At 64.4% G+C, this 14,758-nt stretch carries 11 protein-coding genes and 1 pseudogene; 4 read left to right on the top strand and 8 right to left on the bottom strand.

What is annotated here, in order from left to right:
* The first annotated feature begins 170 nt into the window (after window positions 1–170).
* Window positions 171–878 carry a transcriptional repressor LexA gene (lexA, locus tag AC5WS8_RS32345; protein WP_496107124.1) on the top strand — a complete coding sequence of 236 codons (708 nt, stop codon included), beginning with the start codon at window positions 171–173 and terminating at the stop codon, window positions 876–878.
* Between the two features lie 235 nt (window positions 879–1,113).
* On the opposite strand, the gene AC5WS8_RS32350 is transcribed toward lexA, so the two are convergent.
* The 5 genes and pseudogenes from AC5WS8_RS32350 to AC5WS8_RS32370 all read right to left on the bottom strand — a co-directional run bounded on the left by AC5WS8_RS32350 (window position 1,114) and on the right by AC5WS8_RS32370 (window position 5,225).
* Window positions 1,114–1,596: a DUF6009 family protein gene (locus AC5WS8_RS32350; protein WP_496107074.1), complete on the bottom strand. Its 483-nt coding sequence runs from the start codon at window positions 1,594–1,596 to the stop codon at window positions 1,114–1,116.
* A gap of 297 nt (window positions 1,597–1,893) precedes the next feature.
* Complete coding sequence (locus AC5WS8_RS32355; protein ID WP_496107075.1) at window positions 1,894–3,276, bottom strand: DNA primase family protein; 1,383 nt, start codon at window positions 3,274–3,276, stop codon at window positions 1,894–1,896.
* Window positions 3,277–3,425: 149 nt separating this feature from the next.
* Window positions 3,426–3,674 carry a hypothetical protein gene (locus tag AC5WS8_RS32360; RefSeq protein WP_496107127.1) on the bottom strand — a complete coding sequence of 83 codons (249 nt, stop codon included), beginning with the start codon at window positions 3,672–3,674 and terminating at the stop codon, window positions 3,426–3,428.
* A 159-nt stretch (window positions 3,675–3,833) separates the two neighbouring features.
* Window positions 3,834–4,505 (bottom strand): annotated as a pseudogene (locus AC5WS8_RS32365) (bifunctional DNA primase/polymerase); the annotation flags it as partial.
* A 246-nt stretch (window positions 4,506–4,751) separates the two neighbouring features.
* Window positions 4,752–5,225 carry a MerR family DNA-binding transcriptional regulator gene (locus AC5WS8_RS32370; protein ID WP_496107076.1) on the bottom strand — a complete coding sequence of 158 codons (474 nt, stop codon included), beginning with the start codon at window positions 5,223–5,225 and terminating at the stop codon, window positions 4,752–4,754.
* A 469-nt stretch (window positions 5,226–5,694) separates the two neighbouring features.
* Here AC5WS8_RS32370 and AC5WS8_RS32375 point away from each other — a divergent pair, with 469 nt between their 5' ends.
* Entirely contained in the window at window positions 5,695–7,032 is a 1,338-nt protein-coding gene (locus AC5WS8_RS32375) for a DUF2637 domain-containing protein (RefSeq protein WP_496107077.1), read from the top strand.
* A gap of 657 nt (window positions 7,033–7,689) precedes the next feature.
* On the opposite strand, the gene AC5WS8_RS32380 is transcribed toward AC5WS8_RS32375, so the two are convergent.
* Entirely contained in the window at window positions 7,690–8,622 is a 933-nt protein-coding gene (locus AC5WS8_RS32380) for a ParA family protein (RefSeq protein ID WP_366902771.1), read from the bottom strand.
* Window positions 8,623–8,720: 98 nt separating this feature from the next.
* On the bottom strand, window positions 8,721–10,208 hold the full coding sequence (locus tag AC5WS8_RS32385; protein ID WP_496107078.1) for a ParB/RepB/Spo0J family partition protein: 1,488 nt from the start codon (window positions 10,206–10,208) through the stop codon (window positions 8,721–8,723).
* Window positions 10,209–11,680: 1,472 nt separating this feature from the next.
* On the opposite strand from AC5WS8_RS32385, the gene AC5WS8_RS32390 reads away from it, so the two are divergent.
* Window positions 11,681–12,397, top strand: a complete 717-nt coding sequence (locus AC5WS8_RS32390; protein ID WP_366902769.1) for a hypothetical protein — start codon at window positions 11,681–11,683, stop codon at window positions 12,395–12,397.
* Between the two features lie 415 nt (window positions 12,398–12,812).
* On the top strand, window positions 12,813–13,046 hold the full coding sequence (locus AC5WS8_RS32395) for a hypothetical protein (RefSeq protein WP_366902768.1): 234 nt from the start codon (window positions 12,813–12,815) through the stop codon (window positions 13,044–13,046).
* 197 nt (window positions 13,047–13,243) lie between these two features.
* On the opposite strand, the gene AC5WS8_RS32400 is transcribed toward AC5WS8_RS32395, so the two are convergent.
* On the bottom strand, window positions 13,244–13,786 hold the full coding sequence (locus AC5WS8_RS32400) for a hypothetical protein (protein WP_496107079.1): 543 nt from the start codon (window positions 13,784–13,786) through the stop codon (window positions 13,244–13,246).
* Between the last annotated feature and the right edge of the window lie 972 nt (window positions 13,787–14,758).

Genomic DNA, 14,758 nt, shown 5'->3' on the forward strand with positions numbered 1-14,758 from the left:
CCCCCATCTTGGCGTCTGGTTCGTCCTTACCATCCCCGATGCCGTCGGTGAGCCGCCGCCTCTGGCGTCCTGACCTCAGAGAACAGCCAAAACTCATTGATCGAATGCCAGTGCGAGATGGTCTCCATGCGCGTTACCGTTGCCCCAAGGACCTGAACGGAGGGGGCCGCATGGGGGCCATCACCAACCACAAGAACTTCGGGCGGCCGCCAGGGATCCGCACAGGAACAGACGGTCTCACGGAACGCCAGCGGGACGTCATTGCCTGCATCACCGATTCGGTCCAGCAACGCGGCTACCCACCATCGATGCGGGAGATCGGCCAGGCCACCGGCCTCGCAAGCACCTCATCAGTGGCTCACCAACTCATGACCCTGGAGAAGAAGGGCCTGCTGCGCCGCGACCCGCACCGGCCCCGCTGCTACGTCCCAGTTCACGCATCCGAGCCCGACCCCAGCGACGTCCAACTCGCCGCCCGGGCAGCAGAGGCCGAACGCGCCGCGGCCATCACTGAGGTCCCTCTCATAGGCCGCATCGCCGCCGGCACGCCGATCACCGCAGAGCAGCACGTGGATGCCCGACTGCCGCTTCCTCGCCAACTCGTCGGACGCGGCGACCTTTTCGCCCTCACGGTCACCGGCGACTCGATGATCGGTGCACACATCACCAGTGGGGACCAGGTCGTCATCCGGGCCCAGCCGACTGCAGAGAACGGCGAAATCGTCGCCGCGATGCTCGACAGCGAGGCCACCGTGAAGCGCCTCAAGCTGGACGGTGAGAGCGCCTGGCTGATGCCGGAAAACGACGCCTTCGCTCCTATCCGGGCGGACCAGGTAACGATCCTGGGAAAGGTCGTCGCTGTGGTGCGGACCTTGTAAGACCAGCCTTGCCAACGGTGATCGCGCAGCCTTGAGGCAGCAGCTGAGCCAACCTCTGTAAGGGCACTTCAGGGAGCGTCATTGCGGTGGGCAGGGACAGAGTCCCTGCCCACCGGCTTCTCAAAAAGCGCCGGTCAGGGGCCTGATTCCTCTGGCCTTCTGCTGCCTTCAGGGACAGAGAGGGACAGAGTTTCCGGCATCCGGCACGGAAGACCCTTGAGCGCGGGCAGCCAGCTCAGAAGAGCATGCCGTTCTCCTCCGCTGACTGGGCTGGTGCCCTCTCGGCCGGCGCAGACGCGTGTTCCGGCGACACAGACCTGCCTCGGGCTCGGTCCGTCAGGGTCCCCACCACCCTCGGCTTCACCGTGCGTGGGTCGACAGCTTCCGTCGGCGTCGACCCCTGGTACCTCACCCGCTCACCATCAGCCTCTCCCTCACTGCGGTCCTGAGGCTTTACGTAGAACACCCGCCGTTCCCAGCGACCAGAACCAAGGACAGCCGGGGGCTCGGCGTCCGTCTTGAGGTTGGCGTAACCGACGATCCGGGCGTCCCAGGTGATACGCGGCACCCCACGCCTCGTCGGCGTCTTGACCAGGTCCTGACGCACGTAGTCGTAGCGCTCCAGCGCCTCCTCCCCCTCAACCCAAACGATCTCCACCTCGTCGGTGATCTTCTGTGCCAAGGCTTCGGACATCGACGAGACCCCTTCCTCGGTCACGGCGTGATGACGGGGCTTGGGAACAGGCAGAGTGGAGGCACATGGTGTGCCCCTGGACGCAAAACTCTGTCCCTGCTCAGAAAACACCAGGTCGGACGGCATATCAGCAGGCATTGAGGGACTCACAGGGACTCTTAGGGACAGATTCTCTAGCTTGTCGGGAGAACAGGAAGACACTCCAGAACGGAGACATATAGCGGAAGCGTGTCCCTGTGTGTCCCTGACCTGGTGGCCCGAGCGCTTCTGACCAGGAGTTTTTAGCTTGTGACCCGAAGCAGGACTTCTGTCCCTGGCTCATCACTGTGCCCCTGCCGTCTCGGACTGCTCTTGGGACTCCTCAATGAGACCAATACCCACGTAGTGCCGCCGACCGTTGCTCTTGACCATGTCCTTCGCGCTCTTCATCTTGGCCTGACGCCTGATGGCGTTGCCGAACTCCCGGACAGGGACGGGGCGCATGCCGGCGGTGGCACACCAAGCCTCGTATGCCCGTCGGAGCTGAGCCTGCTCGGCCCGATAGGTGGCGTGAGGGCCCACTACACAGCACTCGCGGACAAACTGGCCGACGCTGTCCTCGCTCTCCTCGTAGTCCTGCGTTGCCAGCCGCACGGAGTCCGGTCCGGCCAGCTTGCGGTCATCGCTGTCGAAGTAGGCCACGGCCCCGTCGACGAGCCACTGGAGAATGCCCGGTCCCTCCTTGGAAACCATCTTGGCCGCGAGGTTCTCCACCACGTCCTCATCCCGGACGGTCCGTGCGAACAGGATGATCCTCATCCTGCGCCAGAAGGAGAAACCGCCGGTTTCCACCGTCGGCCGGTGATTTCCGATGAGCCAGAGCTTGTGGGTCGGGCTGAAGGTGAAGAAGTTCTGCCGCATTCTCCGGGCCTTGATCTGATCCCCACCTGTGAGGAGCTTCAGCTTCGCCTCGTCGAACTTGGCGCCTGGGTCGATCTCGCTGCAGAAGACCAGCCGGCGCCCCTGCAGGTCCGCCATCTCCGTAGGGTGGTCGGGATAGAGGGGTGCCATCAAGAAGTTCGGCGGAGCCGTATCTGCGTAGTCGCCCAGCAGAGCAAGTAGGACCGCAACCAGCACGGACTTGCCGTTCTGCCCCTCACCGAACAGGAACGGCATGATCTGCGCGTCAACATCGCCGGAGATGCTGTAGCCGCACAGCCGCTGCAGGTACGCGATCATCTCGCGGCCTTCTGTATCGTCGCCGAACGTATCGATGAGGAATTTGTCCCAGATCGGAGTTGGCATCCGCCGAGGTCCCACCGTGGCGGAGCGTGTGTGGGCCTGATCCCGGCTCGGTTCGAGGAGGCCGCCCGTGCGGAGGTTGACAATGCCTGCCGGCGTGCACAGTGCGTAGGGATCGGCGTCGAGTTCATCCGACTCGAGCTGCAGGTCGGGCAGACTCTCTGCGGTTTGAATGAGTGCTCGCACGCCGGAGATGCTCAGAGACTTCTTCTTGTGCTTGTGGAGCTCTCTGTCGGGGAATCGGATCGAGGAGTTCTGTCGGGGGTCGGGATAGGGCATCCGCTCAGCCAACTGGAACACCGAGTTCTGGATGGCCTTTGACTTTGCATCGAGTTGCCAGCGGTGACCGGCCCACTTGTACCAGCCGTGTTCGGGAACGTAGCGGTACTCGTCACCGAACACCTTGAGGAACAAGTGAGCCATGCCCCAATCCGTCAGCGAGGACGGGAGGAGAACTTCGGGGGGCGCGGACTCGGCGGGCTCTCCGGCCCCGATGAGCGCCTGGGCCGAAGCGGTGGCGCTGTAGGACTCCGGAGCCCGACTCGTCGGCACAGAACTGCTCGTGGTGCTCATCAGCGGTCTTTCGGAGTGAGGGGCTGGCGCTGTCCCGCGACCAGTCCGGATTGGATGATGCTGCGTGCCTGCCGCTCGCGCTCTGGACGGGCGTGGAGAGCGGCCTGCAAGAGGGCGGTCTCAGCCTCGGTCTGGCTGGCAATGAACCCCGCAGCCACCAGCCCGCCGAGGGTATAAGCGGCCCGGTTCACCTTGGTGTTCCAGCCACTGCCCTCACTGAGTGATGCGCAGTCTGCCACGTCGCCCAAGGCCGTCGCTGTAACCTTCGCCGCCCATGCGGAAGTTGTCGCAGGCGAGGTCGTGGCCATCCGCGCCCGGTTGGGAACCTGAGAGCGTCTTGGCGCCGGAGGCCTGGCTGTGAGGAGATGCCCGGTTTTCTCAAGTGCGCCCGCTAGCCAGCCGGGCAGCCGAGCAGGCCGACGGCAAGATCCCACCGGCTTATAGGTTCCGGCAGTGACCTGGGTCCCCGGCGCGATGATGTAGCCGCCGTGAGCGCGTACGTCCAGCTGCCATCCCAGCGCTACCCCACCGAGGTTGCCTCCTGTGGAGCACCGCCACGTCGTCTGCCGAGGTGTACGAAAGTACAGATGCATCCCGCCGCTTGGCGTGCCTACAGCCAACGTGCGCTCCCCGTCAGTGAAGTCCTCCCCGTCGAGAACCTGACTCAGAACGCGGAAGGCGTCGAGCCCGTTGCCGATAGTCCTGAGCATTTCTTCCGGTGCGGAGAAGGCAGGCAACAGAGCTGACAGCTCCGAAGGCGGTGTGTCCGCGTGGCAGTCGAGGTCAACCACTAGGAGCTCAGCAGGGCCAGTGGAGATTCCAACGCCCATATGTGGATTTCCGCCCCACCACCGGTCAATCAGCGAGGGTTCTCGCGTCGCCGCATGAAAGCCGTGACACCAAAGTCCCCGCCCGAGACAGCCACACTCCTCCACCGAGTGAGGAACGTGGTCGGGGTGACTGATACGGCAGCGGGAGCACCCTGGCATCGGGATCTTTCCCATGGGCTGCAGCGGATGTACAGGCCAACCCTGGCGGGCGCACCAGCGGGCGATGTCGATGGAGTGGGCAGCCCTCATCGAAGTGAGGGTCCTGCCGTGCCCGGGAACCGAAGGCGGCTCGCAGCCGGCCTGCACTCCCACTGGATGAGATGGGTTGCCGTCATGATCACCAGCTCTTGAGTGTTCGACGAAAGAGAGAAGGACGGAAGATCGACCTGGCGAACCGGTCAGTCCGTGATCTGGCTGGTAACCTCGAAGGCACCATGCGGAGGCCCAGCCTGCGTAGGCACCCTCACTGTTTCCGGCAGATGGGGGTGCCTTTTCTTATGCCACGAGGACCCCCTCGCTCGCTGCTTCGTCCGCAGCACCCGGAACCGCCAAAGCCCACTTCCCCAACGGCAGCAGAACCAGATGCTCGACATCCTCACCGGTGTGCATCCACTCGGAGACTGCCTCAAGAGCGGCGGTGGCCTCGCACTTGTCGGAATGTACGACGATCGTGGTCCGGGCATCGAAAGCGCCTGAGTTCAGCAGGCCTCGCACCGTCTCGATCAACTTTCGATCCCGTTCCTGTGCTGCCGCGGTCCACTCACCAGCCTGAGCCCGGCGATTGGTTGAGCGCGTAGCGCCAAGAGCATGAGCGCATCGCGCCACCACCACGTCAGCGCCAGTGAGTTGTCGTGCCGGCGGCAACAGGCCGATCCGAGAGAGATTCCGAAGAGTCTGCCGACTGACGCCGGATTGCGCGGCAACCCAGTGCTGCGACCGGGGCTGCCGCAGCGCTGCCACATCGATCATCAACTATCCCTGGTACTCGAAAAGCCACCCGGCTCCCACAAATGACCTCGGGGAACCCCTCGCCAGCCCGCAGACCGGCGGGCCGCAGCTCCGAGTGGACGAGCCTCGACCACTGGAGCTGCGATCACACTTAACTCCAGTCCCAGCGCCTTGGTCAAACACGCCCCACTCGACACGCCGCAGATGAGCAGATTAGCGACCGTCTCACAACGTACCCGCAGGTCAGACAGATGTCCTCAAGGGGCCCGCGAAACGCCACGCATGCGCCGACACCATCCGCCCCGACGGACCTGTCCCCCCGCGGTGGGTGACCCTCCGCCAGCACTACCCGGTCCGGCTCACGCCCAGCCTAGACTTCGGTCAACGATCACCGCTGCCGTACGTCACGGAGGCCCGAGAACTCGGCATTGGAGTACCCCTTCAGCTGCGTCTCGGCCGGGCCGACCTCATCGCAAGGGGACACCTACCTGTGCACAAGCAGATATCACCCACTCCCCTCCAACGCTGGCTCATCGCAGTCGTGGTCGTGGGTGCCCTGCTTGTCGCCGGCATCGCATTCGTCGGCTCCTACAGTGCAGTTCACCAACTCGCAGAGGACAAGGGCTTCGGCACGTTCTCGAGTGTGTTCCCCATCGGCATCGACTGCGGAATCCTCGTCGTCCTTGCCCTGGACGTCCTCCTAACCTGGCTTCGCTGCCCATTCCCCCTGCTGCGCTACAGCGCATGGCTGCTTACCGGAGCAACCATCGCCTTCAACGCCGCAGTCCTATGGCCGGACCCCCTGGGGGCCGCCATGCATGCAGTCCTCCCACTGATTTTCACGGTGTCGGTGGAAGCAGCCCGCCACGCCGTCGGCAGACTGGCCGACATCACCGACGCAAGACACATCGAAGGCGTCCGCCTGGCCCGCTGGCTTCTCTCCCCTGTGCCCACGTTCAAGCTCTGGCGCGGCATGCAGCTGTGGAACCGCCGCTCTTACCAGGCGGCTCTGAAGGAGGAGCAGGACCGACTCGTCTACATCGCCAAAGTCAAGCGGCGGCACGGCTTCTGGTGGCGCTTCAAGGCGCCTATCGAGGAACTACTTCCCCTTCGTCTAGCAGCCCTCGGTGTGCCACTTTCACAACGAGGCGAATCAGTGAAACCCAAGACTGCTCCCCCGACCTCGCTGGAACGCCCTGCCCGACCCCCGGTGATCGATCGATTGCCTGCGATGGCAGGGCCTGAGCAATCCGTCCGTATGCGGCACAACACCGGCCGCCCTCGACGTCGGATAGACACTCCGTCGCTGAAGCCATCACCGCCCTCTGATCACGTCACGGCCCTTGGTCCCCAGGTCCAGGTTTCCAAGCTAGGCGAGACGTCGTCCGCTGCTACCAGGGTGGCAGGGGATCCCCCGCCCACCACGCCCGTGGCTGGTGCCTTTTCCTTCACGCCGACGCCAGAGCCCAAGCCGGAGCTCGAGCCGGAGTCGGAGCCGAGGGCAATGCCTGAGCCGGAACCGAGGCCTGAGCCGGAACAGGAGCCGAGGGCAATGCCTGAGCCGGAGGCGCCTCGAAGCAGCGGCATCATCGGCGGAACGGGCGCTAGTCGGGCCGAGGCGATCTACGCCGTCTTCGCCGGACTCGCAGACCAGTCCGGCAAGTACCCCAGCATGCCCCAGTTGTCGAAGGTCCTTTTCGAAGAGCACGGCATCACGGGGCAGAAAGGGCGCCCCATGAGCGCCGAGAGCCTGAGGCGCTACCGCAAGGAGTGGGTCGCGCGCTACGAGCGTGAGACGCTGGGCACCGGTGCTGACCTCCCCTGCTAGCCAGTGCGGGCACTTCGTGCTTTTGTGAATCGAGTACTGCAGCGGCGCAAGCGCCTGCCGTAATGGGAGGGGACGGGCTTGTTCCCGCCGCACTGGGGCGATCTGGGCCCGAGCCCGAGGCTCGGGCCGAGCCAGAAGCAAGCCGGGGTCTGAGACAGGGCCCGAGGCTTGCCTCGCTGCGAGGGACTGCAAGCCTCGCTTCCTAGAACTCTGAGGAGGCTTGCTTTGGCTGCTAAGAGCTGCCTCGCCATCTCCCGCCGCGGCCAGAGCAAGCGCGGGCACATAGTGCGTTTGTGAATGAGCTTCAGGCAGGGCGCGTAATGGGGCACTGTCTACGTCGGCCAGCTCACAGGACAGTTAAGGTCCGCCGTGAATGAACGTTCAGACATCAGGTGTCCCAGGGATGTCCGGAAAGCCCGCTGGGCCTGTCCTGTCTCAACGAACCCAGTCGACCCCGACCTGTTGACCAGGGGCGACTAACTTCGTTGAGACAGCCGCTCCCTGCGCCGGCCAGGGGCCCTTGCGCCTGGACCTGTGGCGACTGGATTCGTTGAGACAGAGCGCGGCCGACACGGTTCGATGAGACGGGACAGGGCCTGCCCGACGTGGGATCGGTGCAGGCCCAGTGCGCCCCGAGGGGTTTCGTCGACGAAACCCCTATGCAGCAAGACGCAGGTCGCGTGCGATGACCCTGCCGATCGCGTCGAACTGCTCCATGATCAGCGGATCCTGTCCCTGCATGTAGTAGTGGACGGGCTCCTGCTCCTTGACGCTCTCCGCTACTTGCACGTTCTCAGAGACGTACGGCAGGAGCATGTCGCCATAGAAGGCCTTGAGCTCCTCATACATCTCCATGTAGAACTTGCCGCGGTTCTTCACGTATCCGTTGAAGAGGATGTAGCGCAGGTCGGCAGCCCCGCCTGAGAACTCGAACTGCTCCTGCGCCGTACTGATCAGCGCCTTCAGCCCGTGCAGGGTGTCGTCGTCCTTGGTGTCCGGCTTGACACAGCCGACGACGTAGTCGGATGCGCCGAGCTCAGTGAGTTCGAGGGTGTCGAAGGTTCCCCGACTGTCGATCAGGAGAACATCGAGAGTGCCCGTGGGCAATGCTTCGATGGACTTCCGCAGCCAGTGGAGCCCCGCCTTCGAGCGCGAGCCAGGACGGCCAGCATTGCGGATGTCTTCAGAGGCGATCGCCATGTCACGAGATCCCAGGATCAAGCTGACATTGGGGATGGCCTCGAAGCACTTATCGGTATCCCAGCGCTCGTCATCCAAGAACTCGCCCTCCTCGCCCCGTGTGACGGGAACGACTCGGGTGTGCGCAGGAACCATGGCTTCCTTGAGGTCGCATTCACCCGTGAGGACGCCATAGATATTGGGCATCTGGGCCAGGCGCGAATAGATCAGCTCAGTGCGCTGGGGGTAGTACTTCCTGTTGGTGACGCCGTATCCGAGGTATGTAGAGGCTGCCATCGTCTGGTCGCAGTCAGCGATACCCACCTTGAGACCCATGTTGCCCAGGCTGACCGCAGTGTTCACGATGCCGGTGGTCTTCCTCGTTCCACCTCCCTCGTTGGCATAGGTCACAACGAGCGGACCTTCCGGGTACAGACGCCGAGTGAGTGGGAGCTGCAGGGGCAGGGTGATCGATGGGCGGGACGGTTGAGTCACGGAGGCTCCAGAGCTCAAAGTTTCGTTGACGAAATTGCCTCAAGGGCTGACTGGTATCCCGTGATGTCGTAACCAGCACCGTCGTGAAGGTGCTTCAGGTAGTCGGCGGCACGGGCGTCAAGACGATCCCCGACGCTGCGCAAGTGCAGCTCGTCGGTTGCGAGCGCGACCGCGTACGCCATGGTAAAGACGCCGCCGTCGTCTGCCGCTTCGAGAGCTGCAACATACCTGAATCGGTTGCCGTCCGTCAGCCCGACCCGCTCCGCGATTTGCACAGCAAGGTCAAATGCCTGCCGCGGCGCCTCTACGAGCGCGTGCACAGCAACCCTTCGCATGGCGGCATCCGGCATCGTCCATGTGGCAGAAGACAACACCTTCTTGCACGCCACCAGCCGAGCGTTGACGTCGGGCCCATCGCTCGAATCGGCTTCCTCCGTGGACCTCTCGGATTGCGCCGGTGCGGAGGGCGTCTGGGCGGGCGAGGAATCGGAGTCAGAGCTCTGCTGAGCGGGCACCTTGACGTCGCTGGCGCCGACAGTCTCCTCAGCGGAACTCTGTGCGGAAACAGCGGGTTCGAGGGAGTCGTGCGGTGTCGGCGGGATCTCGGGGTTCCCTGCCTCCTGTTGTGCAGCACCGCCCGATGCGGGCTCATCCTGATGGTCGGCCGGCTTCTCCGGAATCACACCACCGTCACCAGAGGCAGATGCAGCGGGGCCCCCTGCATGCAACTCATGGGCCAGATCGGGGGTCCCCGTGCTGGAGTCGGTATCACTCGCGCCCTGGGCGGGAGTCCGGGCCTTACCCAGCAGGGAGTCGCAGGCGACCTTCGCCGTGACCTCGTCCTCTTGCATCAGCGCCCAGCCTTGCTCGATCAGCTCAGGCTGCTTCAAGCGGCTGACCAACGTGTATGCAGGCTCCAAGCCGATCTTGCCTTGCCGGATCGCGCGCCGCAGGGGGCCGTCCTGCAGCTCAAGGAGTTTCATGCGCTTGGAGATGTCAGAACGCCGCTTGATGGCACTCTGCTCTCCGCCGAGCTTCTCCAAGATCTCGTCGTAGGTAAGGCCTTCCTCCCGCCGGATCCGATCCAGAAGCATGGCCTCCTGAATCGGGTCCCAACCCTTCCGGAAGTTGTTCTCGCTGAGAAGGACAAAATCACCCTTCTCTAGGAGTCTGTCCCGCAGCACGACAGGCACGCTCTCCGTGAGGGCCTTCTTGCCAAGCAGCGCCCTGTAGCGCCGCTCACCAGCCAACAGAACCCACTCCACTGCCGGACCGAAATCGTTCGCGTGCTCCGGGTACCTGGCGACGAAGGCGTCGACTGAGCAGACCGCAGGGTCCTGAATCAGCTCGGTGTTCTCGACGTTGTTCGAGAACTCTTCAAATTCCTCAGTCTGGTACTCCCACTCCTCACGTAGGTTGCGAGGGCTGGGGGCAATCGACTGGAGAGGGGTGAGGAAGCGCTGGCCTTCCTGCCGTCGGTTGAACTGGCCGCGAGGAGCCATGGAGGGATTGCCCGCGCCCGGTGCTCCCGCGGAAGCTGCTGTCGGCGGTGGGGGCGGGGGCGCTGCGGGGGTCCTGCTCTTGTTCCTGTCGCGCGGCATCCAGACTCCAAACTCGACGTGATGCGGATCGGCAGCACCATAGCGTGTTGATCACGACGTCCGCGGCAAACTGCCCCGGCTTAACATCAAGAGCTTCACATAACGGGCTTATAGCCCAGGCCAGACGGTGTCCTGGCACTGCGGGTTTCGTTGACGAAACCAGGGCGGGTTGCGGCGCAGACCCTGGCATCTCTGCTTCGCTCAGACAGCGTCTGCCTCAACAAGGTTGTTACCTTCGGTCAGCCACTCTGATGCGAGGATTCTGAGACGGGTGTCCGTTCTCAACGAACCCAGTCGATCCCGAGCTGCTGACCAGGGGCGACTAACTTCGTTGAGACGCTCCCTCCTTGAGCGGGCCAGGGCCTCGTGCCCTCCGGCCTGCGGCGTCTGGGTTCGATGAGACGAATCCGTAGTCGGCTCGGTTGGCTGAGACGGGACAACGGGACAGAACGATTGGGGCGCGGGGTTCCTGACTCGACCGGTTGGTTTCGCCGACGAAACCAGAAACGGGCTGGGCACGTACGACCACGGGGCCTCAACGTGTGCGGTCACAGGGAACCCGGGGGAGGGGCAGCCAACACCGTCCGAGGCGCATCAAGGTTTCGTTGACGAAACTGCCCTTACCGGTCGCCGACCTGAATCAATGCTCCGCCGGCTGGTCGGCTACCAGGGGCAGCGGCCCCGGATGTGTGATGTGCCTACTCGATACCTAGGCTGCGCGGGACGTCTGGCTGCAGGGGCTATTGTCGATCTTCAGCTGCCCAGGGCCATCGCTGTCATTCGTTCTCGCTCCCCTGGCCCACATCGCTCGCCGCTGGCTGGACCAGGCCGTGGACATGGACTGGATCGCGCCCTTGCCGCCCCGGCTCGCTGGCCTGCATCCGCGGCGCCGGGTAGGAAGACCATCGAGAGACCGCCTACCGCCTGGGGTTGACACTGGACAGCGCACAAGGCTCCCGCCGTACAGGCGAAGGTGAGTTTCGTCAGCGAAACTCCGGTCACAGCACATGCCAACCGTGTGAGGGCAGCCAAGGAACCCTTTCATGGAGATTGCTTTCATGTGGACAAGTTGCGACGCTCGCCCTCTCTTGCCTGGCGCGAGCATGGTTGCTTTCACTGGCGAGGAGGGCGCCTGCCTTCGTGGAAGAACAGGAGGCGGGGGACGTAGGAATGCCCCAGCTCCACACGAGCCTGGCCAAGAAAGACGCCACTGACCTGCCGCTTTAGCGTGTGGGGAAGTGAGGAGTGGGAGAAGATTGACGGGCCAACCAGAGGCCCCGGCAACAGAGTGTTGCCCATTCTCAAGGACCCTTATGGAGCAAAAGAGGCCCCCCAAGCCGCTTCGGCCCACGCCCGCGGACACCAGGCGCATCATGGCACGATTCGAGAAGCGGCACGCGACAGCTGACAATCCCCGACGGGACGAGTTCCCAGACCCCGAGGCCCCAGGAGCCGAACTAGCCGTCGTGATCTTCGCCCGCAACCATAAGAGGGCCCTCCCGCGCCTTGCCAGGCGTGCGGAGGCCATTGACCGCCTGGTCCTCATCCAACAGCTTCGCCTCCTACTCGATCGTGAGGAACTGGCTGCGCTTCAGGACGGAAACGAAGCCGGTGCCACGTGGAGGCAGTTGGGCGATCCACTCGGCATCACGACGAAGAACGGCACGGTCCAACGCAAGCAACGGCTGCAGGTCGCCGTGGAGCTTGGGCCCTCAGCCCTGCGAGCACCACATGTCCTGAGGGCACACGCGAGAGGCGAGGCGGACGAAGAGGACAGCCGCAGCAACTGGGTCCAGCGGAACTACGAACGGGTCCGCCGAGCCTCCGCTGAGCTTCTCTTGCATCGGGCCGCACTGACCACTGACGACGAGGCCGTTGAGTGGCTCGATGACCTGGCGCACCTACTCGAAGAACCTGTGAGCCCAACCTGCGAGGCCAGCATCATCACTCATCTCCGGTTCGCCGTGGAGGAGATCGACCGGGTCGCCGAGGAGAACGGCCGAGCGCCTGCGCATTCGCCCGAAGCGACGGTGGCGCTGAAGGCGGTGCGAAGCGTAGTCGGTGGATACCGACGACGTAGCGCCCCGTAAAGCTGAATCACGTGGATCCGTTCTTCTCTTGGCGCTCTGCCCGGGCACGGGCCAAAGCGAGTCGATGTGTCCGTTCCGCCTGCCGCCGCCGCAGCACCTCTGCGCTCGGCTGAGGGGGCTCCGCCGGCTCGGGCGCACGGAGCGTATTGCGTGTCGCAGCGAATGGATCAGCCTCCGCATTGTCCTGGGGCACCTGAGGCAGACGTAGGGCACGCAGTGCCTCCCGGGTACGGCGGTACTCCTCGGAACCAGGCCGCTGCACGGGCGCGGCCGCAGGGGAGTGCAGTGCCTCAGGAACCTCCGCTGATAGGGGCGTCTCCACACCGGGTACCGCCCGCATGTCCGGCAAAAGCACCTTCAGTCCTCGCACCTGATCAACCGAGGCATCGGCCAGAACCGCAAGCAACTGTCGCTCGTGAAGCCGAATATGTGCCGCGGCGGCCCGGGTCAGGGGCCGCAGTACGAGATGGCGCTCTTCTGCGTCGAAGCCGACAGCAACGGCATGCTCCTGGAGCGCGGGGAAGAGCTCTGCCCAGAGATCGCGGACCCGCTCGCCAGCGAGGCCGTCCAGCCAGCCGTGGCTGGTTGCCAGAGCACCAACGGCCGCGCCCAGGCCTACTGGGTCACGTCCGCTATCGGCTTGCGATGAACGCGGAGGTCGCCTGCGCGTGGCGGCTGGTGGAGCAGACCGGGAGGCGACAACCCATTGGCGCAACGCTATTCGGGCCAGGTCAGGACCGCTGGGGGACGCGCTGCTCGGTTCAGGGGCAGCTGCTTCTGCCAAGCCTGTGCTGGACTGCGAGGCTCCGTCTTTCCCGAGGCTAAGTGGCGAGGCTGCTGTGCCAGTCATACAACCCCGGCTCCACCCGTGGTTGCCAGGGCCGCCTCGAACGCAAGAGCGGTGGCATCCCAGTCACCTTCGGGTACCGGAAGGTTCAGGTCCGGGGACGGCGGGGCCTCAGGATCGAGTACGTCCAGCCCGCGATCGGTCTGCTGCAGGACGAGCTTGGCGCGGCCGCGGCGAATGCCATCGGCAACGAGTGACACGAGGGTGCTCGGCAGGTGCTGTCTGTCGCTCAGGAAGCCGTAGTCGGCGCGACGGCTGCGCCTGGACCTTGCAGAGTCGCGATCGGCCTCGACGGCACTTCGGCGACCAGCCTCCGTCGGCCAAATGATGGTGGCGCTCTGCAGCCGACGGGCGAGGAAGCCGGAGGGGCGCGTCACGCGCTCTGGCGGGGCCTGAAGATTGAGCCATGCCATGACCTCGTCGACCGTCCAGCCGGCATCTGCAACCGCGCCGACAACCCAGGCGATGCGGGGAAGGGAGGCACGGTGCAGCCAAGGGACGCGCTCGATGAGTTGACTTGCCAGCCGGAAGCGCCGGCGCACGGGAGAGCCCGAGGAGACCGAGGAGTTTTGTGGTGCTGCGGGGCTGGTTCCCTTCAGAGGGGTACTAGTAAGTCCCGCAGAAGAAGATCTACCAGTAGTACCTCCCATTGGGGTGCACGGCTTGCGGCGGCGCCGGAGCCAGCGCCTAGCCTTCGTGCCCAGCTTGCCCAGGAGCTTTCGACCAGGCTCCGAACAGCCGGTCACACGCCGCCCGAACCCGAGGCCCATCGTCATGACACCTACTGCGCGATCGAACACAGGAGGGATGGACCAGCGGAACTCGGACGCCAATGGAGACATTCCTCGTCGACGGGTCCCCTTGACCACATAGACCAACAGACCTGTCTCTCGAAGGCAGCTGAGGTGGTACTGGACGCAGCGACGTGAGCGGTTTAGCCGACGCATCAGGTACTCGACACCGGGTCGGCAAGGAGTCAGCTCAGCGAGCACCGCGGCAAGTTGCACGGTGATGTCGTTGAAGCGGGGGTGGAGACGCGCGTTGCGGGCCCACAGAACGGCCTGCATCCATGAGTAGGGGGAGCGGGCATCCCGACACGGACTCTGCGCGAGCCATTGGGAAGGCTCAGCGATGCCGTGATCAAAGCTGGTGTTGGGAACTGTGACACCTGGCGTCCCAGTTGCCTGCTGGATTTCATGAAGTTGGGCAGGGAAAGGGTGACAAGGGGCAGCGCTCTGCTGCATAGTGATGTTCACCTGATTCGAGTCGGGATCAGGGCAGCACAAAGCCCCGCCGGGCGCGTACTGCATTTGAGGTGAGGTTCGCCTGTTGGTCCGGTTCGCACCCGGACGTCAGGACTCGCCCGGTCGGCAAACCGGGCGATGGCACGGGGCCTGCGATCTCACACGAGGTGCTCGCAACACCGAGGTGAGGGTGCAGGCTGGCGATGGAGCGTCTCGCAAACGCCCGCCGCCACACAGCGGTTACATGTGCAGCCACCTCCCAACAGCCAC

Source organism: Streptomyces sp. PTL18 (assembly GCF_059510295.1).